The organism is Luteolibacter sp. LG18 (genome assembly GCF_036322585.1).
Classification (GTDB): Bacteria; Verrucomicrobiota; Verrucomicrobiia; order Verrucomicrobiales; family Akkermansiaceae; genus Luteolibacter.
Map to the genome: position 1 here is coordinate 3,485,029 of NZ_AP024600.1, position 26,565 is coordinate 3,511,593.

General features: G+C 66.4%; 11 protein-coding genes. 7 read left to right on the forward strand and 4 right to left on the reverse strand.

The features are described 5' to 3' along the window. Positions 1-2 precede the first annotated feature (2 nt). From llg_RS13990 to llg_RS14020, 7 genes are all read left to right on the forward strand, one after another. Positions 3-1,877, forward strand: coding sequence for a sulfatase-like hydrolase/transferase (locus tag llg_RS13990; protein WP_338285295.1), 1,875 nt, complete (start codon positions 3-5; stop codon positions 1,875-1,877). A gap of 99 nt (positions 1,878-1,976) precedes the next feature. Continuing rightward, entirely contained in the window at positions 1,977-4,568 is a 2,592-nt protein-coding gene (locus llg_RS13995) for a PSD1 and planctomycete cytochrome C domain-containing protein (protein ID WP_338285296.1), read from the forward strand. Positions 4,569-4,589: 21 nt separating this feature from the next. Further along, the gene (locus llg_RS14000) at positions 4,590-5,954 is read left to right on the forward strand and encodes a DUF1501 domain-containing protein (RefSeq protein WP_338285297.1); all 1,365 of its coding nucleotides are present in this window, start codon (positions 4,590-4,592) and stop codon (positions 5,952-5,954) included. Between the two features lie 248 nt (positions 5,955-6,202). Then, positions 6,203-6,781, forward strand: a complete 579-nt coding sequence (locus llg_RS14005) for an ECF-type sigma factor (RefSeq protein WP_338285298.1) — start codon at positions 6,203-6,205, stop codon at positions 6,779-6,781. Positions 6,782-6,804: 23 nt separating this feature from the next. Then, positions 6,805-8,943 carry a serine/threonine-protein kinase gene (locus tag llg_RS14010; RefSeq protein WP_338285299.1) on the forward strand — a complete coding sequence of 713 codons (2,139 nt, stop codon included), beginning with the start codon at positions 6,805-6,807 and terminating at the stop codon, positions 8,941-8,943. A 100-nt stretch (positions 8,944-9,043) separates the two neighbouring features. Beyond that, entirely contained in the window at positions 9,044-10,843 is a 1,800-nt protein-coding gene (locus llg_RS14015) for a glycoside hydrolase family 30 protein (RefSeq protein ID WP_338285300.1), read from the forward strand. 159 nt (positions 10,844-11,002) lie between these two features. After that, positions 11,003-15,547 carry an autotransporter-associated beta strand repeat-containing protein gene (locus tag llg_RS14020; RefSeq protein WP_338285301.1) on the forward strand — a complete coding sequence of 1,515 codons (4,545 nt, stop codon included), beginning with the start codon at positions 11,003-11,005 and terminating at the stop codon, positions 15,545-15,547. Positions 15,548-15,657: 110 nt separating this feature from the next. Here the strand turns inward: llg_RS14020 and llg_RS14025 are convergent, their stop codons facing one another. From llg_RS14025 to llg_RS14040, 4 genes are all read right to left on the reverse strand, one after another. Further along, positions 15,658-17,412: a glycoside hydrolase family 43 protein gene (locus llg_RS14025; protein ID WP_338285302.1), complete on the reverse strand. Its 1,755-nt coding sequence runs from the start codon at positions 17,410-17,412 to the stop codon at positions 15,658-15,660. 66 nt (positions 17,413-17,478) lie between these two features. Then, on the reverse strand, positions 17,479-18,588 hold the full coding sequence (locus llg_RS14030; RefSeq protein ID WP_338285303.1) for an endo-1,4-beta-xylanase: 1,110 nt from the start codon (positions 18,586-18,588) through the stop codon (positions 17,479-17,481). Positions 18,589-18,616: 28 nt separating this feature from the next. Next, the gene (locus llg_RS14035; protein WP_338285304.1) at positions 18,617-20,131 is read right to left on the reverse strand and encodes a glycoside-pentoside-hexuronide (GPH):cation symporter; all 1,515 of its coding nucleotides are present in this window, start codon (positions 20,129-20,131) and stop codon (positions 18,617-18,619) included. Positions 20,132-20,479: 348 nt separating this feature from the next. After that, positions 20,480-26,533 (reverse strand): LamG-like jellyroll fold domain-containing protein, encoded by a 6,054-nt coding sequence (locus llg_RS14040; protein WP_338285305.1) that lies wholly within the window; start codon positions 26,531-26,533, stop codon positions 20,480-20,482. Between the last annotated feature and the right edge of the window lie 32 nt (positions 26,534-26,565).

The following is a 26,565-nucleotide window of genomic DNA, read 5'->3' on the forward strand; positions in this document are numbered from 1 at the left end:
CTATGAAAACAACCCGTCTGTTTGCCGCCTTCCTCGCGGCCGGTACCTTGTCCGCCCATGCCGAGCGGAAGCCGAACATCCTCCTCATCGTGGCCGATGACCTCGGCTACGGCGAGCTTGGGACCCAAGGCTACACCAAGGACATCCCGACACCGAACATCGACAGCCTGGCCGCGAATGGCACGCGCTTCAGCAACGGCTACGTCAGCGGTCCGTATTGCAGCCCCACCCGCGCGGCCCTGCTCACCGGCCGCTACCAGCAGCGCTTCGGCCATGAGTTCAATCCCGGGCCACCTGCCGAGGCGAATGCCGCCGTCGGCCTGGACGTGAACGAGAAGACCATCGGCGACCGCCTGAAGGCCGCGGGCTACGCCACCGGCTGGTTCGGCAAGTCCCACCTCGGCACCGCGCCGCAGTTCCACCCGCAGAAGCGCGGCTTCGATGAGTTCTACGGCTTCCTCGGCGGGGCGCACAGCTACGTCAACGCGGGCAACGGCGTGAATGGCATCTTCCACGGCACCGAGCCGGTGAGCGATCCCGGTTACCTCACGGAGGCCTTCGCTCGCGAGGCCGCGTCCTTCATCGAGAAGAAGAAGGACGATCCGTGGTTCGTCTACCTGCCCTTCAACGCCGTCCACGCGCCGCTGGAGACGCTGGAGAAGTACGACAAGAAGTTCACCGCCATCGAGGATCCGAAGCGCCGGAAATTCGCCGCCTTGCTGGCCGGTCTCGACGACTCCGTCGGCACCGTGCTCAACAAGGTCCGCGACTTGAAGCTGGAGAACGACACGCTCGTCTATTTCATCAGCGACAACGGCGGTCCGACGCCCTCCACGACCTCCGGCAACGGACCGCTGAAGGGTTACAAGGCGCAGACCTCCGAAGGCGGCATCCGCGTGCCGTTCATCGTGCAGTGGAAGGGCAAGGTGGCCGCGGGCAAGACCGACGACCGTCCGGTGATCCAGCTCGACTTCCTGCCGACCTCGCTCGCCGCCGCCGGTGTGCCCGTCGATCCGGCGTGGAAGCTCGATGGCGTGAACCTGCTGCCCTACCTGAAGGACGGCAACACCGCCCAACCGCACGAGGCGCTCTACTGGCGATTCGGCCAGCAGATCGCGATCCGCAAGGGCGATTGGAAGCTGGTGAAGTCCGCCGGGGATGGTGGTGTGGCCGGTGCCGGCACTGCCTCCACCGAAGGTGCCCACCTTTACAACCTGGCGAAGGACATCGGCGAGAAGAACGATCTCGCCGCTCAGGAGCCGGAGAAGGTGAAGGAGCTGGCCGCGCAGTGGAACACCTGGAACACGTCGCTGGTCGCGCCGAAGTGGACCCCCGGTGGTCCGCGCCGCGCCGCCCGCCTCACCACCGCCAAGGCGGAGGAGAAGGACGATGACAACGCGCCCGAGCCCGCGGCCTCCGCGGCCGGTCCGTGGAAGTCCGGCGACTCGTTGACCGGTGCCCAGTCGCCCGACCTCACCGGCAAGCCCTTCGCCATCACCGCCGAGCTCGATGGCAAGGATCAGCCGCAGGGCGTGATCGTGGCCCAGGGCGGCAATGCCCAGGGCTACGCGCTGCACGTGAAGGACGGGAAGCTCGCGCTCTCCCTCCGCCGCGGCCGTGAGTTGACCTCGGTGGTGGCTACCGAGCCGCTGGCCGCCGGTGCCCACAAGGTGGAGGCCGTGGTGGCCGCGGATGGCGGGGCGACGCTCAAGGTCGATGGCAAGTCCGTCGGCCAGGGCAAGCTCGCCGGTTTGCTGGCCCGCAAGCCCGGCGAGGGGCTCACCGTCGGCAATGACGGCGAGGCCGCGGTGGGCGAATACACCGCGCCGCACGCCTACAACGGCAAGGTCGCCAACGTCACCGTGAGCGCCCGCTGATCCATTTGGCGGAAAAAATGGGCGGAGCCGGGTTCGTGGTGATCCCGGCTCCGCCCGACCTCCGCCCTTTTCTCTTCGATCCCCGATTTCATTCCGCCCATGTGGTTCCGTTTCCTTCCATCCTTCGCGCTGCTCACGTCCTCGCTGTCCGCGTCGGCTCCCGATCCGGCGGAGCTCGAGTTCTTCGAGAAGAAGATCCGTCCGATCCTTTCGGAAAGCTGCTATGGCTGCCACGCGGCGGACACCAAGGCCGCGGGCGATCTGCGCGTGGATGATCTCAATGGCCTGTTGACCGGCGGCAAGACCGGCCCGGCGATCGTGCCCGGTGATCCGGAGAAGAGCCTGCTGGTGCAGCGCCTCGTCCATCCCCAGGAGCGCCTGCGGATGCCGCGCGAGAGCGATCCGCTCAGCGCCGACAAGATCGAGGATCTCAAGATCTGGATCGCGAAGGGCGCGGCCTGGCCGCCTGAAAAGATCCCCGCCAGCATCGGCCGGGTCACCGAGAAATACGAGGGATTGAAGAAGAGCCACTGGTCCTGGCAGCCGCTCGCGCATCCGCAGGTGCCGTCTCCGAAGCGTGCCGATTGGGCGAAGGGGGATGTCGACCGCTTCGTGCTCGCGAAGCTGGAGTCCGAAAACCTGCCGCCGGTCGCGGACGCCGATCCCGTCACCCTGATCCGCCGCCTGACCTTCGACCTCACCGGCCTGCCGCCGTCGCCGGAAACCATCGCCGCGTTCCAGTCCGATTCTTCTCCCGCCGCCTACGAGAAGGAGGTGGACCGCCTGCTGGCCTCGTCCGCGTTCGGGGAACGCTGGGGCCGCCATTGGCTCGATGTCGCCCGCTACGGCGAATCGACCGGACCCTCGCGGAACATCCCGTATCCGCACGCGTGGAAGTACCGCGACTACGTGTTGGACGCGGTGAACCGCGATGTGCCGTTCGATCGCTTCATCCAGGAGCAGGTCGCCGGTGACCTGCTGCCCGCGTCCGGAGACGCCGAGAAGGACCGCTTGCTGACCGCCACCGGTTTCCTCGCGCTCGGCGTGAAGGACGTGAACCAGCGGTTCAAGGTCCGCTTCCAGATGGACAATGTCGACGAGAAGATCGACACCGTCAGCCGCTCGGTGCTCGCGCTCACCGTGAGCTGCGCCCGCTGCCACGACCACAAGTTCGATCCCATCCCGACCACCGATTACTACTCGCTCGCCGGCATCTTCACCAGCACCGACGATGGCGCGGGCGTGCGCAACAAGATGGGCGGCGGGGGATTGGATTACTATGACCCTAAGAATTTGGTCCGCCTTTCGACCAACACCCCGCCACCGCCCGCCGACCAGGTCGCCGAGTTGGAGGCCAAGGTGGAGGCCGCGAAGAAGGAGTGGGACGAGATCCGCGGCACGCCCGAGGGGCTGAAGCGCGGCCCGAACGGCCAGCCCGCCCAGCGTGCCTTCCGCGTGAAATACGAGCGCCTGCAGGGCGACTTGCTGGCTCTCACCGATCCCGCCGCGCGCGGCGAGGCGGTCCACGGTGTCCGCGAGGCCTCGGTGATCGCGGATACCCAGGTGCGCATCCGCGGCGAGGCCGAGCGCCTCGGCCCGGCGGTGCCGCGCGGGTTCCTCACCACCTTCGAGGTGCCCGGCGCCTCCGCCATCGATCCTGCCCACAGCGGCCGCCTCGAGCTCGCGAACTGGCTCACCAGCCCCGCCAATCCGCTCACGCCGCGGGTGCTGGTGAACCGCGCCTGGCTCCACCTCTTCGGCCGCGGCCTCGTGGTCACGGCGGACAATTTCGGCGTCACCGGCGACACGCCCTCGCATCCCGAGTTGCTCGATTACCTCGCGAACCGCTTCGTCGCCGAAGGCTGGTCGTTGAAGAAACTGGTCCGTGAACTGGTGCTCAGCCACGCCTATCAGCTCGGTTCGGATGCCCCGGAAGACCATCGCCTGAAGGACCCGGGAAACCGTTTCGTGTGGCGTCACTCGCCGCGGCGGATGGATACCGAGGAGATCCGGGATGCGATCCTCGCTTCAAGTGGTCGTCTCCAGCAGACGCCGTCCGAAGCGCCCGCGGTGAAGAAGCTCCGCATGGTGGAGCTGCGCGACAACGGCGCGGAGGCGAAGGGTGTCTATGATCAGGCCGACCGCTCGCTGGCCCGCAGCGTTTACCTGCCCCTGCTCCGCGGCTTGGTGCCGAAGTCGCTGGAGGCCTTCGATCCGGTCTCGCAGACGCTCGTCACCGGCCAGCGCGAGGCGACCACCGTGCCGACCCAGGCGCTGTTCTTCCTGAATTCCCCGTTCGTCCGCGAGCAGGCGCTGGCCTTCGCCCGCAAGCTGAACGAGGGGCCGCTGTCCTCGGCGGAGTCGAAGATCGGCGAGCTCTACCTGCATATCCTCGGCCGACCGGCCACGGCCACCGAGATCGCCCGCGCCAACGGGTTCCTCGCGGACTACGCCGCCGGTTGGCAACCGGGCGGGATCGAGGAAGGCCCGAAGCCCGAGATGCTCGCGGCCAATACCACCACCGACGGCAACAACACCGGGGCCGACCAGACCGTGAATCCCGATGACATGCCGCGCAATGACCTGACCGCCATCCAGAAGACCGTGGCCGCCTCCGATGGCACCACCGCCTCGTGGCTGGCCCTCGTCCAGGCGCTCTACGCATCCGCCGAGTTCCGCTTCATCCGCTAAACCCACCCACTCATCATCCCTATGTCCGATCCTTCCTTCCTGCGGCCGTCGCGGCGCTCCATCCTCAAGTCCGCCGGTGCCGGCTTCGGCTACCTCGCGCTCGCCGGGCTGCTCGGCAAGCCCGCGTTCGCGGACTCCGCCGTCAATCCGCTGGTGCCGAAGATCCCGCGCTTCAAGGCCCGCGCGAAACGCATCATCTTCATCTTCATGGAGGGCGCGATGTCCGGCATCGACACCTTCGAATACAAGCCCGAGGTCCAGAAGAACGACGGCAAGACCGGGCCCGGCGGCGGTCGTGTCACCGCCTCGAAGTTCGCCTTCAAGCAATACGGAGAAAGCGGCTCGTGGTTCTCCGAACTGCTGCCGAACATCGCCACCCACGCCGACAAGTTCTGCTGGCTGCGCGGCCTCCACACCGACACCCCCGCGCACCCGCAGGCCGTCGTCCAGCTCCACACCGGCAGCGCGAACGCCGCGCTCACCCGGCCCAGCATGGGCGCGTGGCTGCTCTACGGACTCGGCACGGACAACCAGGACCTGCCCGGCTACATCACCATCAATCCCTCGCCGAACTTCGGCGGCGCGGTGAACTACGGCAGCGCCTTCTTGCCCGCTCACTTCCAAGGCACCCGCATCACCGACCAAGGTTTCCTCGCGAACCTGAAGGCCTCGTCGCAGGCCACGCAGCAGCGCCGCCAGCTCGACCTGCTGCAATCGATGAACCGCGATCTCGGCGCACGGCCGGGCGCGCCCGATCCGGTGGATGGCATCATCGCGTCCTACGAGCTGGGTTTCCGCATGCAGGACAAGGTGCCCGCGCTGCTCGACATCTCGAAGGAACCGCAGCACGTCCGCGAGGCCTACGGTGTGAAGGACGGCCCGGCCGGGGCCTTCGCCCGCCAGTGCCTCATGGCCCGCCGTCTCACCGAGGCCGGTGTGCGCTTCGTCGAGATCTGCCAGCCGGGATGGGACCACCACAACAACCTGCACAAGGGGCTCATCGAACGTTGCGGCAATGTCGACCAGGCCACCGCCGCGCTGCTCACCGATCTCGACCAGCGCGGGCTGCTGGAGGACACGCTGGTGCTCTTCGGTTCCGAGTTCGGCCGCCAGCCGACCGCGCAGGGCAACGACGGACGCGACCACAACATCACCGGCTACTCGATGTTCCTCGCCGGCGGCGGCGTGAAGGCGGGCTACACCCATGGCGCGACCGACGAGTTCGGTGTGAGGGCGGTGGAAGGCCGCATGCACACCAATGACCTCCACGCCACGTTGCTCGCGCTGATGGGCCTCGATCACGAGGAGCTGACGTATCCGTACGGCGGTCGCGATTTCCGCCTCACCGATGTGGCGGGCAAGGTGGCCACCGATATTTTCGCCTGACGCCCGGCGTGCAGGCTATCCGATTTCCCGGGTAAAGCGACAGAGCTCCTCCCCTTGGTTTCGATCGAGGAGAGGGGAGGAGCGACTTCGCGGTTCCGGCGGTGTGGAATTTGGGAAGAGCGCGGGGGATTCGCGGTGAATCCGCATGGTCCCGGCCCGGCGGCGGATGCGCAAAAGCTTTCCGAAACTCCGGAGTGGGCCTACTCTTCCACCATGCGGATTCCGGCCCCCGTCCTTTCCCGGTGATCATGAATGACATCCGGGAAATCCTAGAGAAAGCCACGGCGAACGACCAGCAGGTCGCCGCCGAGCTGTTGCCGTTGTTATACGACGAGTTGCGGATGCTGGCCGGTGGTTACTTGTCGCGGGAAGCTCCCGGCCAAACCCTGCAACCCACTGCGCTGGTCCACGAGGCGTGGTTGCGTCTGGGAAAGGACAGCGACCGCTCGTGGGGCGATCGCGCGCAGTTCTTCCGCGCTGCGGCCAAGGCGATGCGGCTGATCCTCGTCGACCGCGCCCGTGCGAAGCTCGCCCAGAAGCGCGGCGAAAAGCCGAAGATGGTGGCGCTCCACCACCTCGACCTGGCGGAGGCCCCCATGAGCGAGCGGGTGCTGCTGGTGGATGAAATGCTCACCCGGCTCGAGGAGGAGGATCCGGAGAGCGCGCGCCTGATTTCGCTGAAGTTCTTCGGTGGCCTCACCAACCAGGAGATCGCCCGCATGCACGGCGTCACCGAGCGCACGATCGAGCGCCAGTGGGCTTATGCGAAGGCGCGCTTGTTCGACATGATCACGGAGGAAACGGAGGGCGAGATTCCGGGAGACTGAGTGTTTCCACCGGGCCGATGCGCATGAATCCGTCGATCGAGAAACTGTATTTCGCCGCGGCCTCCGGTCTCACCCCGGAGGAGCGGGAGCGGTTTCTGGACCACGCCTGCCGGGAGGAACCGGCGTTGCGGCGGCGGCTCGAGCGCCTGTTCACGGTGCTCACCTCGGCGGACACTTTCTTCGAACTCCAGCCGGAGGTGGAGCCCGATCCCGGCGGGGTTCCGGTGGAAGAGGGACTGGGCGCGCACATCGGCCGATACCGGTTGATCGAGCGGCTCGGCGATGGCGGCTACGGGGTCGTCTACTTCGCCCGCCAGCAGGAGCCGGTACAGCGTAACGTGGCGCTGAAGATCATCAAGATCGGCATGGACACCGAGTCCGTCATCGCGAGCTTCGACATGGAACGCCAGGCGCTGGCGATGATGGATCATCCCAACATCGCGAAAGTGTTGGACGCCGGAGCCACCGCCGCGGGCCGCCCGTATTTCGTGATGGAGCTGGTGGATGGCGAGAAGATCACCGAGTTCTGCGACGCGAACCGGCTTTCCATCCGCCAGCGGCTGGAGTTGTTCACCCAGGTCTGCCGTGCCATCCAGCATGCCCACCAGAAGGGCGTGATCCACCGCGACATCAAGCCATCGAACGTGCTCGTGCGCTGGGATGACGGCGTCGCCACGCCGAAGGTGATCGACTTCGGCATCGCCAAGGCCACCGCCGCCACCGAGGGCCACCGTGAGATCGCCGCGCCCGGCGGCCATTTCGTCGGCACTCCCGCCTACATGAGTCCGGAGCAGGCGGAGGGAAGCCTGGATGTGGACACCCGCAGCGATGTCTACGGCCTCGGCGTGTTGCTTTATGAACTCCTCTGCGGTCGCACGCCCTTCGATGCTCTGCGCTGCACCGAATGTCCGGCGGACGAGGTGCGGCGCACGATCCGCGAGGAGAAACCGAAGTGGCCCGGCGCGGCTTTCAAGTCCATGCCATCGGACGAGCGAGCCTTGGTCGCCGCGAACCGCGGCACCACCGTGGCCGGGTTGGAGTCCGATCTCGCCGGTGACCTCGATTGGATCGTGGCGAAGGCGATCGAAAAGGATCGCACGCGCCGCTACGAGACCGCCACCGGCGTGGCCATGGACGTCGAGCGGTTCTTCCACGATGAGCCGGTGATCGCCCGGCCGCCGCTCCGCCTTTACCGTCTCGGCAAGCTGCTGCGGCGGAACAAGCTGACCTTCGCCGCCGGTTCGGTGGTGGTGCTGGCCTTGCTCGCGGGTTTCGGCACCTCCACCTGGATGTACTACCGGGAACGCCACGCCCGGCAGGAGCAGGCGCGTCTGCGCCAGGTGGCGGAGTTCCGTGAGCGCATCGCCCAGGCCGCGGTGAAGATCAAGTATGGCGACCTCGCCGCCGCCGACCGCATCCTGGCCGAGATCCCCGTCCATGAGACGCCTTCCTCGCTGGAGGCGGCCAGTGATTTCGGCACCGTGGCGAACTGGCATGTGCAGGCGGAGCGTCTGAACGAGGCCGCCCTGCGTTTCGCCTCGATGGCCCGCGCGATCTCCAGCGTGGATGACGCCGACCTGCCCAGCGTATCGTTCGAACTGCTGCCAGTGGCCGCGACCGTGGCCTACACCCAGCCCCCGCAGGCGTATGAGGAGATCCGCGCGCTGGCGATCAAGCGTTTCGGGGCCACCTCGAACGCCGTGGTCGCGGAGCAGGTGTTGAAATCCTGCATCCTGCGTCCTCCCGATCCGGATACGCTGCGCGCGCTCGCCCCGCTCGCCGCCAGCGTCGAACGCGCGATTCCGGCGAAACCGCCCGCTCCCAACAACCACAATTCCGCGTGGTCGACCTTCGCGATGTCGCTCTGGTACTACCGATCCGGAGACCTCGCCACCGCCACCGCGTGGGGGAAACGCTGCCTGAGCTCGTCGAACCAGAACGAGGCCCGTGCCGCCAGCGTGCTCGTGGTTTCCGCGATGATCGAGAAGCGCGCCGGACGCACGGAAAGCGCCCGCGCCGCGTTGGCGGACGGGCGGGGGAAGGTCCAGGCCGCTCTCACCGGCAAGCGCTGGCTGACCGAGAAATCCTCCGCCTACTGGTTCGATTGGCTGAATGCCGCGGTGCTGCTTTCGGAGGCTGAGAGCGTGGTAGGGAACCCGTAGCGGGCCCTCGCGGAAAAAAATCCGCGGGGCCATGTCGGGGTGCGGGGAAAAATTGCGCCTTAGGCGGATGGCGGCTCATCGGCCGCCTTCCGAAAACCCCATGTCCCTCCATTGTCTTCGCATTCCGGCCGCGGTTTCCGCGATCGCCGTCCTGGCCGCCGCGTCCCTCCACGCGCAGGATTCCCTCCAGTGGAAACGCAGCACCCAGGCCGCCCCGTGGACCGACCAGCCCGCCGTGGCGCTGGGCTCCACCGTGCCGCTGCCGACTTCCACCTCCGTCTTCCGCGTGTTCGTCAATTCCGCGCAGACCTCCCAGACCATCGATGGCTGGGGCGGCTGTTTCAATGAACGCGGCTGGAAGGCGATGGAGGTTCTCTCCGCCGCCGACCGGGACACCGTGATGCGCGCGCTCTTCGACCCGCAGACCGGGTTGAAGCTCAATCTCGCCCGAACGCCCATCGGGGCCAGCGATTACGCGATCTCTCCCTACTCGCTCAATGAGACCGCGGGCGACTACGCGATGGCGAACTTCAGCATCGCCCGCGACCAGCAGCGGCTCCTGCCCTACATCAAGGCGGCGCTCGCCCTGCGCCCGGACCTTTACCTCTGGGCCGTGCCATGGAGCCCGCCCTCGTGGATGAAGAGCAACAACAGCCTCATCAACGGCGGCAACATCAAGGACGACGACCAGACCCTCGCCGCGCTCGCCAAGTACTTCACGAAATACCTCCAGGCTTACGAAGCCGAAGGCGTCGAGGTCGCCATGGTGATGCCGCAGAACGAGCCGAACATCACCAACAACTACCCGACCTGTTCCTGGACCGGCGTGCAGTTCTCGAAGTTCATCGGCTACCACCTCGGCCCCGCGCTGGCGAATGCCGGGCTGGACACGAAGATCTTCCTCGGCACCTACAACGAGACCAGCCGCGGCGGCTATTCCTACTGGGTCGCGCCCTCGATGCAGGACCCGCAGACCCGCCCCTACATCAGCGGCATAGGCTGCCAGTGGAGCGCGGATGGCACCATGAACGAAACGCGCATGGTGCTGCCGAACCTGAAGCTGATGCAGACCGAGACGGAGTGCAACCACCCGAACTCGATGACCACCAACACCAACGACTGGACCTACGCGGAGTATCAGTACCAGCTCGCGAAGAAGTGGTTCACCGCCGGTGCCAGTTCCCACATGCTGTGGAACCTGGTGCTCGATGAAACCGGCCTCAGCACCGGCGGCTGGGCCCAGTGTTCACCCATCGTGGTGAACTCCAGCACCAAGGCGGTGACCTACACGCCGTTCTATTACCTCTACAAACACTTCTCGTTCTACATCCAGCCCGGTGCCCGGCTGGTGTCCTCCTACAGCTCGTGGGGCGACAAGATCGCCTTCGTCAATCCGGACGGCAGCGTGGTGGTCGTCATGGGAAACAGCGCCGGATCCTCGTTCCAGGTGACGCTGAATATCGATGGCCGCCAGTCCGATGTCGTCACCCTGCCGGCCCATTCCTTCAGCACCTTCTACATGCCCGCCCCGCTCACCGCGCTCCAGAAGTGGCGGCTCCAGTATTTCAATGTCACCTCGGACTCCGGAATCGCCGCCGACGCCATGGATGCCGATGGCGACGGGATGGTGAACCTCCAGGAGTTCATCTCCGGCACCGATCCCACCAACGCGGACAGTGTCCTGCGCGTGAGCCGCGTCCAGTCCGGCCAGCCGGGCATGCAGGTCACGTTTACCTCCGTCAGCGGCAAGACCTATGACGTGGAATACACCGATGACCTGAACGCCGGGGTGTGGTCGGTCCTGCGCATCCATCTCGTGGGAACCGGCGGCCCGATCCAGATCGTCGACCCGAACGCCGCCACCGTCTCCCGCCGCTTCTACCGCATCGTCGCTTACTAAGCGCGCGAAGGCCGTGCCCCGCGGGCGCATGGGGGACGGATTTCAAAATATCGAAAAAAAAATCGCGATCGCGTGTCGGGATTTTTCCGGTCCTTCCGCCTTAGGCGTGCAGGGGAAATCCACTGCCCCTCTCCCGAGTCATTGCCCCCGAAGAAACACATGAAACCCAAGTTCAGAACGTCCCGGTTCCTCACCTCGATCGCCATCAGCTTCCTGGCCACTCAGGCCGCGCGGGCCATCACCTGGCAGGGCGACACCGCGCCCGACCTCCACGCCTGGACCACCACCGGGAACTGGGACACCAATGCCCTGCCCGGCACCGGCACGTCGATTTTCATCAATACCACCACGGCGGCGAACTATCCGGTGCTCTCGACCGGTGCCCAGAACGGCAGTGACATCTACGTCGCCTCGTTCAGCGGAAATCCGAGCCGCCTCGACATCACCGGCGGCAGCCTGACGTCGAACTCCACGAACACCAGCAACACCGCGGGCTCGTTCATCGTCGCGCCGGACGCCGCGTCGGTGGCCACTCTCAACATCGCCGACACCTCGGTGACCGGCACCGGCCTCACCGGTTTCGGCCAGGGTGCAGGCAGCGTTTCGTCGAAGGGCATCTTCCTCGTCGCCCGCACGCTCGGCGCGACCGGCACGGTGAACGTGAACACCAGCGGCACGGTGGCCGTGGGGGATTCCAATGCCGATGAACTCCAGGTCGGCGTCCGCGGCGCGGGCACGTTCAATCTCGAGAACGGCACCGTCAATGCCTACAGCGCGGTGGTCCTCGGCTACATCAGCGGCAGTGTCGGCACGATGAACGTGTCGGGCGGTGCCATGAACGTCGCCACCACCGAGGCGGGTAAGCCGCTCATCCTCGCGGTGAACTCGGGTTCGCAGGGCAATCTCAATGTCAGCGGCGGCACCGTGACCATTGCCACCGGCAAGGAGTTTCTCATCGGCAACAGCGGCACCGCCACCGTGACCCTCAGCGGCGGTACGGTGAGCGCCACCAACACCACCACCGGCACCCGCCTGGGCAGCCTCGGCGGCACCGGCACGCTGAACCTGAACGGCGGAACGCTCGCCACCACCTTGGTCACGAAGGGCACCGGCACCGGCACGTTCAATTTCCACGGCGGCACGCTCAAGGCCGCCGCCGCGAGCACCACCTTCATGACCGGCCTCACCAATGCCTTCGTGAAATCCGGCGGCGCGGTGATCGATTCGAACGGCTTCGACATCACCATCGGCCAGGCCCTGCTAACCGACACGGTCTCCACCGGTGGCGGCCTGACGAAGAACGGCAGCGGCAAGCTCACCCTCTCCGGCACCAGCACCTTCACCGGTGGCACCACCGTCAATGCCGGCACGCTCCAGTTGACCGGCACGCTTGGCTCCGCCGGTGGCACGGCCATCTCGTCCGCCGCCGCGTTGACCGAGTCCTCGACCGGCGTGATCGCCGGCACCTCGTCGCTGGCCGTCAGCGCGGGCACCACGGATCTCGCGGGCGACAATTCCTTCACGGGAGCGACCTCGGTCACCGGTGGCACTTTGGTTCTCAGCGGCAGCGGCGATGTCGACAGCAGCAGCGGCGTGACCGTCAATGGCGCCACGGCCAAGCTGGTGCAGACCAGTTCCATTGCGATGGCCGCGCCGGTGACCCTCACCAGCGGCAGTGTCGATGGCACTTCCCGCATCAACAGCCTCACGGTCGCCGGTTCCGCCTCCAACGTGGTGGCCAACGGCAACGGCGGAAACGCCACGCTTTCCATCGGCACGCTGGCCTTCAGCGGGGCCGCGACGCTCAATCTCAATGTCGCCGCGAACGCGCCCGCGCTCATGGTGGACGCGATGACGACGAATGCCGCGGGCACGGTGACGATCAATGCCAGCGCTCCATCCTGGAACACCGGCAGCACCTACGATCTCATCAGCTACGGACTGCTCGGCGGTGCCGGTTTCCCGCAGATCGCGAAGGGAACCATCGGCGGCCTCGGAGCGCGCCAGGTCGCCACGCTCTCCGACACCGGAGCCGCCATCCGCCTCGCCATCACCGGGGATATCGCCGTCTGGAGCGGAGCGGTGAGCGGCGAGTGGAGCACCGCCACCTTGGCCGCGCCGAAGAACTGGACGCTGCAATCGGCAGGCACTCCCACCGATTTCCTGAACAACGATGGCGTGGTCTTCAATGATGGCGCGACCGGGACGTCCGCCATCACCATCACCTCGGCCAATGTCAGTCCGAGCAGCATCGCGTTCTTCAACACCAGCGGGAAGGACTACTCGTTCTCCAGCCCCGGAGGTTTCGGCATCGCCACCGGTTCGATCCAGAAATTCGGCGATGGCGGAGTGATCCTGAACACCAGCAACGCCTACGCCGGTGGCACCACGATCTACGATGGCCTGCTGGCGATCAACAACGCCTCGGCCATCGGCACCGGCCTCCTCGATCTGCATGGCGGCTCCATCGACAACACCAGTGGCGGCGCGATCACCCTCACCACCAACAATGCCCAGGTTTGGAACACGGGAACCATCGTTTACGGCGGAACCCAGTCGCTCAACCTCGGCACCGGCACGGTCACCCTCACCGCCGACACCACCGTCACGGCCAATGGCTCCGGCACGCTGACCCTCGGTGGCGTGATCGGCAGCGGCTTCAAGCTGACCAAGCAGGGAACCGGCGGCCTCGCCCTCTCCGGCGCGAACACCTACTCGGGCGGCACCGTCCTTGAGGCGGGCACGCTCGATCTCAACAGCACCACGGCCATCGGCACCGGCGCGCTCACCCTCAATGGCGGCACGCTCGACAACACGTCCGCCGCCGCCATCGTCATGACCGCCAACAACGCGCAGGCGTGGCAAGGCGACTTCACCTTCACCGGTACGCATGATCTCGATCTCGGCAGCGCGCAGATCAACATCGGCGGCACCGGCTCCGACCGCGTGGTGACGATCTCCGGCGGCACCCTCGCCGGTGGCAAACTGGTCGCCCTTTCACAGGGGTTCGTGAAACAAGGCGCGGGCAAGCTGGAGGTCGGCAGCGTGGGCATCGGCAACGGTGGCAGCCTTGTCACCGGCGCGCTCAACGTCGCGGCCGGCACCTTGCAGATCAACCGCACCGGCACGGTGGTCGCCACCAGCGGGGATTTCACCGCGGCGGGTCTCACTGGCGGAGGCGCGCTCGTCAATGGTGCGTCCGTCGAACGCTGGTTCTTCACCAATCCGGCCAGCGGATCGTTCACCTTCACCGGCAGTGTGGCCAATGGCAGCACCGGGCCGCTCGGTTTCAACAAGAGCGGCGCGGGCACCCAGGTGCTCTCCGGCGTGAACTCCTACACCGGCGTCACCACCGTGGCCGGGGGCGAGCTGGTGCTCGCTGGCAACAACACCGGCGCGGGTACCGCCGTCACCCTCAGCAGCGGACGTCTCACCCTGGCTACGAACCAAGGACTTGGCCTGGCCTCGCTGATCACGCTGTCCGGCACCAATGTCGCCTCGCTCGCCTTCGCCAGCGATGCCGATGGCACCGCCTATTCGCTCGCCATGGGGTCGGGGACCGCGGTGGAGATCATCTCCGGTCGCGCGACACCCGGCGCAGGGATCAACCACACGGTGACCAGCGCGGCCACCGGGGCCGCCCTCGGCGGTGGCACGCTGAATTTCACCAGCGGGGCCAATGTCACCTCCGGCCTGGGCCGCATCACGATTCCCCACCTCGGGTTCTCCGCGGGCAGCGTCCTGACCACCACGCTCAATCCGACCTCCGCGAACGTGACGGTGGGTGACGTTTCGAAGCAGCTCAACAACTTCTCGCAGACCCTCGGGCTCTCCGGCACCACCACCGACAACCTGGTCACCGGCGTGATTTCGAACGGCTCCGCGCTCAGCGGCGCGAACAATGTCTCGGTGCTCAAGACCGGCTCCGGCACGTGGACGCTTTCCGGCGCGAACACCTACACCGGCACCACCACCGTCTCGGCGGGCACGCTTGCCATCACCGGCAACCAGTCCACCGCCACCGGAGCCGTCACCGTCTCCACCGGGGCCACCCTCGCGGGCAATGGCAACCTCGGCGGCACGGTGACCATCGGTGCTGGTGCCCACCATGCCCTCGCCGTGGCCGCCACTTCCGGAGGCCAGGTCACGCGTCTCATCGGTGGCTCGCTCGACCTGAGCGCCGCCGGGGATATCCTCGACCTGAGCGCCACCGCGAGCCCCGCGGCCGGCTCTTACATCCTGGCCACCGCCACCGGCGGCATCACCGGCACTCTCGCGGACACGGTGGTGAACTACACCGGCATCACCGGCGGATCGGTGGCGATCCAGGGCAACAACCTCGTGCTGACCATCGCTGGCGCGGGCTACTCCGGCTGGGCCACCACCCACGCCGGGGGACAGGCCGCCGACCTCGATTTCGATGGCGATGGGGTTCGCAACGGAGTGGAGTATTTCCTGAACGCGGCGGCTGGCATCACCGTCAATCCCGCGGTGGTGGGTGGCGTGGTCACCTGGCCGAATGGCGGCAACATTCCCGCCTCCGCCTACGGCACCCAGTTCGTGGTCCAGACGTCGCCGGATCTGGTGACGTGGACAGCGGTTCCCGCCGGTAGCCTCACCGCCAACACCGACTCCACGCTCAGCTACACGCTTCCCACGGGTCAGGGTAAACTCTTCGTCCGCCTCGTGGTAACGCCGAACTGATCTCCCGATGCTACCGGCCCTCGTGGGCCCGGGACTGCGGCTGTGCTCCGGAAGTTAAAGGTTTCTTCCGCGGGTGCAGCCGCTTTCGTTTGGTGGCATGTCGCCCGTGATCATCGCGTGCTCCGCGCGTACATTCCCAGGGTGGCTCCCACGAAGCCGCCTGCGGAGCCGGTGCTCAGGATGCTGCCGTCCACGCCCGCTTTCAGGACCTTCCACTCGCCGTCTTTGGTGACGCGGTAGGAGAAGGTCTGGTCCTTGCCATCGCCTTCCATGCGGAAGGTGATCGCCTTCGCGTTCTCCGGCAGGGTTTCACTGGCCAGCGTTTCAGCGGAGGTGTTCTTGGTGCGCTGTTCGAGGAAGACGCTGCGCGGCTTGCCGGGCTCGGTGTGCACTCCGAGGAAGAAGTAGTTGGTGTCGTTCTGCAGCGCGGCCAATCCGGCATCGCCAGCCGTGGCGGCGGGGTTCAGCACCAGCGTGGTGGAGGCGCTGTAGCGGACGTGCTGCAAGCGGCGCGCGACGAACGACGGATTGCCGTTCGCGGCCGGGTCGGGTTTGTCGATCGAGTGCAGCGCCACCGGGCGTGGCGCGATCATCAGCGAGCCGGGCTTCGCCGTGAGCGACCACCACGGCTCGCGCGGCGTGCGCAGGAAGAACCACTGCTGGCCGAGTTCCTTGCCGTTGAAATCGTCATGCACGGAGAAACTGCCATTGAGCGGTGTCTTCGCGGGTGCGGAGGGTGGAAGGTTCGGGCGCTTCACGTTCCGCGGCAGCGGCACGCCGGGTTTCAAGATCATCGGCCAGTCGTTCTCCCAGGTGACGGGGAGCAGGTAGGTTTCGCGGCCGAGATTCGAGTAGCCACCCCCGTAGGGCCGCACACCGAGGAACACCGCCCACCATTCGCCATTCGGCGTTTCCACCAGATCGGCGTGGCCGAGGCAGGTCACCGGGTCCGGGCGATTCGGATCCATGTCCCGCTGGGTGAGGATCGGATTGCCAGGGAAGGGGACGAAGGGTTCGGCGAGGGATTTGGTCCGGAGGATGACCTGCGAATGGTTCGGGCCGGTGCCGCCTTCCGCGGCGCAGAGGTAGTACCAGCCGTTGCGCTTGAAGAGGTGCGGGCCCTCGATCCACGCGGGCTTCTTGCTGATGTCGACGCCGCCGTTGACCACGATGCGGCCGTTCTTCACCGATTGGGTTTTCGCGTCGAACTCCCACAGCCAGATCGCGCGGTGGCCGTCGTAGAGCGGCTTCTTGTCCGGCGGGTTGCCGTTGTGGACGATGTAGGCGCGGCCGTCGTCGTCGAAGAAGAAGGACGGGTCGATGCCGTCGAGCGGCAGCTTCACCGGCTCGGACCACGGGCCCGCCGGGTTCTTCGCGGTGACGTAGAAGTTGCCGATGCCGTACACGTTGGTCGTGATCATGTAAAAGAGACCGTCGTGATACTGGATGGCGGGAGCGAAGATGCCGCAGGACACCGGCAGGCCGTCCACGTCGAGCTGGGACGGGCGATCGAGGATGTGCCCGATCTGGTTCCAGTTCACCAGATCGGTGCTGTGGAAGATCGGCACGCCGGGGTAGTAGGAGAAGGTGGAGTTGATGAGGTAGAAGTCCTTGCCCGCGCGGCAGATGCTGGGGTCCGGATAGAAGCCGGTGAGGATCGGATTGTGGAACGCGCCGGGCTTCGGCGGGGTCTGGTCGAAGACCGGATCGCTGCCCTCGTAATCGAACGAGGTGAACTCCGCCCAACCGGCCACCGCGCCGCCTTTGGTGGTTTCCGCCAAGACCGGTGGCGTGAATGGCACGATGACCAGCGCCAACGCGAGCGACTGGAGGAGACGGTGGGTGGGGAACTTCGGGAAGATCATGGAAATCGAAAAATGGCTTGAATGGAACGTTTAATGATCGGGTTTGCCGCAAGGCGGTGCCGGGACTCAGCGGCGGGGGGCCACCAGCGCCTGGAACGCGGGCTTCGGCTTGCACGCGCGGTCGAACAACAGCGGGTGGCTGGTGCGGCCCCGGATCGGCCAATCGTTCAACCACGATTCGCCATCGCACAGTCCCCAGAGGGTCACGCGGGTCACCACACCGGGATGTTTCAGATACACCGCGAAGAGCTCGGCGTAGCGGCGGGCGAGCGCCTCCTGGACGTTGGCAGGCAGCCCGTTGGTGTAGGGATTGAGCGCCGGGTCGGCGGCCTCGTTGCGGGAAACATCGGCGCTGGTGTTGTGGCCGCGCGCGGGCAGCACATCCACGTCCAGCTCGGTGATCATCACCTTGAGCCCGGCCTGGCCGAAGGCGGTGATGGTTTCATCGAGCATGGTGGCGGGCGGCCAGGTGAGGCTCACGTGATCCTGGATTCCCACGCCCGTCACCGGCACTCCGGCGGCCTTGAGCTTCTTGAGCAGGGCGATCGCGCCGTCGCGCTTCTTGCCGCCCTCGATGCCGTAGTCGTTGTAGTAAAGCTGAGCCGCCGGATCGGCCTCGTGGGCGAATTGGAAGGCCTTCGCGAGGTAGTCCTCGCCGATGATCTTGAGCCACGGCGACTGGCGCAACGTGCCGTCCTCCTCCAGTGCCTCGTTGACCACGTCCCAGCCTTTCACGCGGCCCTTGTAGCGGCCCACCACCGTCTGGATGTGCTTTTTCATCCGCGCCAGCAGCGTCTCGCGGTCCACCGGATTGCCGGCCGCATCCTTGAACAACCAGCCCGGCACCTGCGAGTGCCACACCAGCGTGTGGCCGATGGTGAACATCCCGTTGCGGGTGCCGAAGTCCACGTAGCGGTCGGCCTGCTCGAAGTGGAACTCGTTTTCCCGTGGCTGGAGCGCGTCCCACTTCATCACGTTCTCGGGCGTGATGCTGTTGAACTGGTTCGCGATCAACGCGGCCTGGGTGGCATTGGCCCCCGTGAACTGGTGCGGGCGGACCGCCACGCCCACCAGCAGGCGGTTCTTGAAGGCATCCTTGAGCGTGGCCTGCGCGAGCGCGGGCATGGCGGAGAGGCCCAGCCCGGCGGCGGCCATCATGACGACGTGGATTCTCATGGGGAGGTTCGGGAAAGGGGAGGGGCGATCAGGCGGCGGCGGGCGCGGCGTCTGCGCGGCGGCGCGCGAGTTCGTCGGCCATTTCCAGCGTGGCGCGCTTGTTCAGCCGGTAGGCCAGCAGCAGCGCGGTGCAGAGGGTGAACATCACGCCGACCGCCAGGGTGGAGGTCACATGATAGCCGGTCACGGCGTCCGTGGCCTCCGGGTGCTTCGTGTCGTAGTGGAAGACGCCGGACATGATCCACAGGAACGAGGCCGAGCCGAGCGCTAGCCCCGCCTTCAGGCAAAAGCCGATCGTCGCGAACACCATGCCGGTGAAACGCCGGCCGGTGACCAGTTCCGAGTAGTCCGCCACGTCCGCGAAGATCGCCCAGATCAGCGGGACCGTCGGCGCGTAAACCAGCGAACCGAGCACCGTGAGCACCAGCATGCCGGTGACCTGGTCCGGCTTGAGCAGGTAGAACGCGAAGGCGTTCACGGCGGAGAGCGCGAACCCGGCCACGGCCACCGCCTTCTTGCCGAAACGGCGTGCGAAGGAGGCGGAGGCCAGGATGCCGAGGATCATGGTCAGCGTGCCGATCATGTTCGCGAGGCTGTTGAAGACGTCGGCGATGTTCGAGGCGGCGAGGTTGTCGCGGGTGCCGTGGACGATGTAGCCCAGCGATTCCAGCAGGCCGCCGGGTTTCGGCGCGCCCTCCGCCAGCGCGGGCGCGGTGAGGCCGAGGCGGGCGAGGAAGTCGAACATCGCCGCCTTGTCCGTGAACTGGTGGTAGTAGTTGTAGAGCGCGCCGCCGCGGAACGAGAGGATGGCGAAGTGGACCAGTGTCATCAGCGCCATCACCCGCCACGGGCCGTTCTTGAGCAGGTCCACGAAGTCCTGCTTCGGCGGCGTGTGGGTTTCCGCCACCGGCTGGATGCGCTCGCGGGAGGTGAAGAAGGTGATCAGGAACAACACCAGGCACACCACCGCCCAGATCGTCATCGTGACCTGCCAGCCGTGCTGGCGGTCATGGCCCTCCGAAAACCGCGCCACCAGCGGCAGCGTGAAGCCGCCGACGATGAACTGGGCGATGTTCACCGCGATGAAGCGGAACGAGTTCAGTTTCGCGCGCTCGTTCAGGTCCGCCGTGATCACGCCGCCGAGCGCCGAATACGGCATGTTGTTCATCGAGTAGAGCGTCATCAGCAGCATGTTGGTGATGACGGCGTAGGCCACCAGCGGACCGGCCTTCCAGCCGGACGGGGTGGTGTAGGCCAGCACCATGACCACGGCCCATGGCACGGCGGTCCACAGGATCCACGGCCGGAATTTCCCCCAGCGGGTGTTCGTGCGGTCCGCCAGCACGCCCATGATCGGATCGAAAATGGCATCCCACAGCCGCGGCCACAGCAGCACCGAGGCCGCCGCGCTGGCGGTGAGCCCGAACACATCCGTGTAGAAGTTGAGCTGGAACAGGATCATCGTCATGAAGACGAAGTTCGCAGCCGCGTCCGCCGCGCTGTAGCCGGCCTTCTCGATGAAGGTGAGTTTCGGGGTGCTCATGCGTGGGTTTGAAAAAATCGGAACGAACGTCGACGCCCTGCCATCATGGATCGAACGGCGCGCCAACGGAAGCCGGGATGACTACGGCTATTCCGTGTTTTGGCCGGTCGGCGCAAGGAAAAATAAAACGTTTAATTTGCGGGCGATCTTTCATGGGGAGAGGTAGCGCGAAGCTTGGCTTCGCGTGCGGGTTGCAGTCCTTGGCGATGAAGGGCGTCCCCCTTCCCCATCGGGCCGCCCGCCGCACACGAAACCAAGCTTCGCGCTACAAAAAGAACCGCCATGGAGCAAACCTACCAGCTCCATGGCGGTCCGGGCTTCCCACACTCGTGGGAAATCATCGTCTTTTCAGGGAATCACGCGGATCCGGTAGAACCGCTGCGGGGCCTCGGGATCGACGGGCATGGTGAGCGTGAGGTCGCCGCCGGTGCCAGCCACCGGGCTGCCGTAATCCAGCCAGACCGCGAGGTCGCCGCTGTACTGGAGCTGGTAGTGGTGCGCGGGAGCCGAGTCCTTCATCGTGACCCCGGCCTGACTGCTGGCAAGGGCCAAGCCTGGAGCGAGCAATTCTCGGGCACTGATGGCCACCGGGGGTAGCGCCGCTAGCGCCGCCTGCGGCCCGTGGCCGGACAGCACCGACACCGCGGACGCGCTCAGGGCCGTACCGTAGATCCGGAACTCATCGAGCGCCCCATCAAGGTAGGGATCGGGCCACTGCGACTTGCCGAGGTAGTTCGCGGTGGTGTTGCCGAGGCTCGACGGGCTGAGTGTCATGGCGGTGTTCGTGCCCACGGCGGTGCCGTTCACATACAGCGTGCCGGTGTTGCCGGAGCGCGTGACCGCGAGGTGGGTCCACGTGCCGGTGGCGATGGCGGCGTTGCCGTCGATGATCTGCTCGCCGGTGGATGGCGTGCGAATCGCGAAGCGCGGCGCGCCCGCGGGTCCGTTCGGGGTGAGGAACAGGTAATTGTTCGTGCCGGTGCCGATGTCGAACACGCGCGCCCAGGTGGAGCCGGTATCGAGCTTCACCCATGCGGCGAGCGTGAAATCGCCGAGTCCGTTCACCACGCCCGCGGGCAGGGTGACGTGGTCGTCGCTGCCATCGAGGTTCACCGCGTTGCCACTGTTGCCCGCGATCCACGCCGGTCCATTGACCAGCGTCCCGTTCCAGCCATTGCCGGTGGTGTCCGACGCGGTGGTGCCGCTGGTTTCATCGAAGGCCAGCCGCGCGCGCAGGCCCTGGGTGGTTTCCAAGACCTCGGTGGCGCTGAAGGCCCGCGGATAGACGCGGAACTCATCGATCGCACCGTCGAAATACGGATCGGCCCACTGCGACCTACCGAGGTAATTCGCGGTGGTGTTGCCGAGGCTCGACGGGCTGAGCGTCATGCCGGTGTTGGTGGCCACCGCCACGCCATTGACATACAGCGTGCCGGTGTTGCCGGAGCGGGTGATGGCGAGGTGCGTCCACGCGCTGGTGGAAAGGGCCGCCGCGCCATCGAGGATCTGCTCGCCGGTGGAGGGAGTGCGGATTGCGAAACGCGGCACGCCGCCGGGTGTGGCCGCCGTCAGGAACAGGTAATTGTTCGTCCCGGTGCCGAAATCGAACACGCGTGACCACGTGGCCAGCGTGTCCGGTTTCACCCACACCGAGATCGTGAAGTCGGTGAGGCCGCCCACCACGCCGTTCGGCAGCGTCACATGGTCGTCGCTGCCATCGAGGTTCACCGCGTTACCGGATCGCCCCGCGCTCCACGCCGCGCCATTCACCAGCGTCCCGTTCCACAGGCTGCCGAACGTATCGGCCGCGGTGGTGCCGCTGCCCTCATCGAACTTCAGCCACAGCGGGCGAGGTTGCAGCAGGCAACTCCCCGCCGCGACCAGCGATGGCGATCCGGTGCCGGTGGAATTCTCCGCCGCCACCGTGTAGTAATACACCACGCCCTCCGTCACCGCGGTATCGGTGAAGGTCGTGCGCGGCACCGCGCTGGCGATCACCGTGAACGGTCCACCGCTGGTGGTCGCGCGCTGCACCGTGTAGCCGGTCGCCCCCGTCACCGCGGGCCAGGTTAGGACGACCTGAGCGTTCCCCGCGGTGGTGCCCACGCTGGCCGGGGCATCCGGCAACGGTGGGTGTTCGGTGAGGTGGCGGACATCGGCGGGAGTCAGCGCGTTGCCGTAGAACCGGAAGTCATCGACGCGCGCGTTGAGGTAGGGATCGGAATACTGCGACCGTCCGACGTAATTCAGCGTGGTGGTGCCCAGCATCGCGGGCGTCAACGTGATGGCCCCGTTGTTGCCCGCTTCCTCGCCGTTGATGTAGAGGCTGCCCTTGCCGTTCTTCAGGGTCACCGCCACGTGGGTCCAGGTGCCGGTGGGAATCGCCGCGTTGCCCTCGATGACCTGCTCGCCCGTGCCGGTGGTGATGGCGAAACGCGGGCGGTTGTTCGGCCCGGTGGGGGACAGATACATGTAGTTCGTCGTGCCGGTGCCGAAGTCCAGCAGGCGCATCCAGCCCGAGGACCCGTTGAGGTAGATCCATGCCGCCGCGCTGAAGTCGGTGACGCCGCTGGCGATCCCCGCGGGCAGGGTGACGTGGTCGTTGCTGCCATCGAGGTTCACCGCGTTGCCGATCGTGCCGGTCGTCCAGATCGGGCCGTTGACCAGCGTGCCGTTCCAACCGTTGCCGGTGGCATCCGCCGCGGTGGTGCTGCTGGTTTCGTCGAACTTCAGCCGCGCGATCAATCGCGCCGCGGAGGCCTCCATGCTCGGCAGGCTCTCGCCTCCAGCGCCTACCGCCGTGACGACGTAGTAGTAGGTCGTGCCGCTGCTCACGGTTGTGTCCGTGTAGCCGGTGGTGGTCACGCCGGTGGCGAGGGTCGTGTAGGGACCGCCCGAGGTGGTCGAGCGCTTCACGTTGTAACTGGTCGCGCCGGGAGCCGCCGACCACGTCAGGCTCACCTGGGTCGAGGAAACCTGCGTCGCGTTCACGTTGGCGGGAATCGCGGTGGCCGCGGGGGCCAACACCGCCCATTGCTGGTTCGGGCTGGTGAAGTCGTCATGGAGCCGTGCCTGCACGCCATCCGCGGTCGATCCGCCGGGAATGCCGACCGGCACGCCGCTGCCCGCGGGCGCGATGGTGAAGTAGCCGTCCGCACCGGGCGTGACCAGGTAGCGCTGCCAGTTCGCATCCGCGGCCCACCACCAGGTGAACCCGACCGCGTCGCCGTTCAAGCTGCCGCCGCCATTCCAGCTCCAGCCGTTGGAGGCCGCGGTGATCTTGTACTCGCCACCGCCGAGGTGCTGGAGCGTCCACTGTTGGCTGGTCGTACCGGTGTAGGCATTCTGCACCACACCCACCGAGGTGTTGCCCTCCAGCGCCTTGCCGGTGGCCCGGTTCAGGAACTTGTAGGTGCCATCGGCGATCGCACCGGTGGACGACGGCGTGAATTCGATCCAGTTCAGGTTGAAGCCCGCGCCGGTGAAGCTCACGCGGATCACCTGCTGGCCCGCGCTGAGGCGCACCGTCTTGTTCACCGTGCTCCACGTTTGCCAGCCACCGGTGTTCGGCACCGCGATGCTGCCGCTCACGTCCACGCCGCGCGCGGAGACCTGCATCGTCGAGGTCGTCACGCTGGCCACGCGCAGGCCGAGGTTGTAATCGCCGGCTTCGGTGACCAGCACCGTGTATTCCAGCCACTCGCCGTTGTTGGTCCAGCCGATGTCGTATCCGCCGCCGGTGTCCGCGGTCGCTTCGATGTCCACGCCCTCCGCGCGGTACTGGCCGCCCCATTGGGTGCCGTTGTCCGCGTCGTGGTAGCCGACATCCTGGCCGCCGGTGTCGAACTCCTCGGCCTCCAGCCGCAGGGTGCCGACCAGCGTGTTGCCGGTGAAACCGGGCGTCGCCCGAGGCACGCCGCCATTGCCATGCACGCCGCGCAGCTTCGGCCAACTGCCGAAGTCGGGAACCCACGAGATCCCCGCGCGATCGACCGGTGTCTGGTAGCGCGCCGTTTCCAGAAACTCCTGGCCGAGTGGCAGGAAGGTCAGCCACGATATGCCGAGCCGCTCCAGGTTCGCGGTGAGCTCCACGTCCTGCGACCAGAGCGATCCGTTGCCCCACGGCATGCCGGTGAACTCGGTCATGAAACACGGATAGCCCGCGGCCCGGATCGTTTGCAGGGACTTGGTCGTGGTCGCGCTGCCGGCGTAGCCATGGAAACCCACCGCCGTTTTCGTCCAGTCGACATTGGCCGCCGTGGACACCGTCTGGATGTCCGCCACGGCCTCCGCGCCGCCGCCGAGCACCGCGAAGGTGAACAGCAGCACCGGCGTGTCAGGCGCCGCCGCCCGGATCGTGTTGTAGGCGTCCACCTCCATGTTCAGCGTCGCCTGCGAATACGGTGCGCCCCACGCGTAGGGCTCGTTGTGCACCTCGTAGATCACGTGCGTCTCGTTCTTGTAACGCGCCGCGTAGAAGGCCCAGAAATCATGGGCATACTGGGCGTTGTTCGCGCCGTTGTTCGCCCCGTTGCCGATGGTGAGGATCAGATAGAGACCGGCGTCCCGCGTCATCTGCACCATCTGGTCGATGCGGTCCACTGCGTAGCCCGGCGCGGTGCTGCCGGTGGCCGGATAGTTGATGTCGAAACATTCGCCGTAGAGGTGGATGGCGTTCGCGCCGAGATACTTCACCGCCTCGATCTGGCCGGACGATGGGGCCGGGCCCCACTCGGTGGAGGCGAAGGGACCGCGCAGCAGGTGGCCGTTGTCCGCCACGAAGGTGGAGCCCGCCGGATTGAGCTTCGGCCGACCGCGCTGCGCGCCGAGGAATTCCGCGCTGCCGGTGAAGGTGAATGAATCCACGTCCACGTAGCCGCTGCTCGACGCGGTGTTCGGGTTGTAACAGAACATCGCGAACTGGTCGCCCTGGAACGTGCCCGAGCCACCCCAGCCCCACTCCAGCGCATACTGGCCGCCGAGCTGGGTCCAGGTGGTGCCGTCCCCGCTGTAGGAGCAGACCGCGCGGTTTGTTTGGAAATCCAAGTCCGTGCGCAAGTAGAGCGTCGTCCCGCTGAAGGGCACCGAGGTCACCCGGGTGTCCGGCACCAGCGTGGCGTCGAGGTTGGTGACCACCTCCATGTTCAGGAAGCGGTTGCCGCTGCCATCGGTGGTCACGTAAATATGACCGTTGTGCATGCCCAGCGTGCCGAAACCGCAGATGTCCCCGGCCTGCAGGTGGCTGAGATCCAGCTTCACCACGCCTCGGCTCTGCGGGCCCTGGCCCTTTTGCGTGAGGGTGTTCCGCGCCGTCCAGAAACCGGCGGCCTGGGTCGGCTTCAACCGCAGGTAACCGCTGCGCTCGGTCAGCGACCAGCGCGTGTTGTCCGGGTTGTGGTTCCACAGCCACTGGAGGCCAAGCGTGGAGCTGCTGAAGTCATCGGACGTCGCTGGTTGCATCAGCGGCTTGCCCGCCACCGGCTTCGTCGCCGTGGCCGGGACTTGGTTCGGTGCGGCGGGCGTGCCCCACACCGGCCAGTTGTTGTCCCAATACACCGGGCTGATGTAGGTCATGCGGCCGACCGCGCCGGAGTCCCGCATGATGAAGCCCTGCCAGGTGCCGTCCGCCATGTCGACGATCGCCCCCTGGTGACCGCCCTGCGACTCGGTCAGGTTCACGATCGTCTCGTAGGGGCCGTAGATGTTCGTCGCCCGCGAGCACAGCAGTTGGAACGGCCACACCGACGGCTTCGCGTTGAAGACGTAGTAGTAGCCGCCACGCTTGATCATGTGCGATCCCTCCGCGCCCGAGGCCAGCACGTTGTCCGTCTGCGAGACCACCTGCGAATAGGTGGAGTTCAGCTTGAGGAGCGTCTGGTTGCCGCCGCCGCAGATGATGTAGCCGGTGCCATCGTCATCGATGAAGAACCCCGGATCGTAGGCCGGCCGGTCGAGCTGGTAATACTGCCACGATCCTGCCAGGTTCGTGGTGTAGTAAACCCGCGCGTTCGCATACGTCGGGTTCACCACCACGTAGAAGGTCCCGTTCCGGTAGCGGATGCTCGGGGCCCACATCCCGCCGCGGTAGGCGGCGCCGTTGACCAGGTTGAAGGCGTCGCCGCCGTCCAGCGTGGACGCCACGTGCGAGGCGATCTCCCAGTTCACCAGGTCCTGCGAGTGCAGCACGTTGATGCCCGGGGAATTCGCGAACGTCGAGGACACCAGGTAGAAGTCGCTGCCTACCCGGATGATGTCCGGGTCGGGGTAGTCCGCGTACAACGGCGGATTGGTGTAGGTGCCGTTGCCGTTGTCCGGCTGCCACGCGAGGGCAGGGTGGAGACAACCTAACAGCACGACGAGCGTGGCAAGGAGGGCGGGGATGAGCCCGCGGTGGGTTTTCATTCGGGTGTTTTTGGGTTCGGGTGAAAAAACAA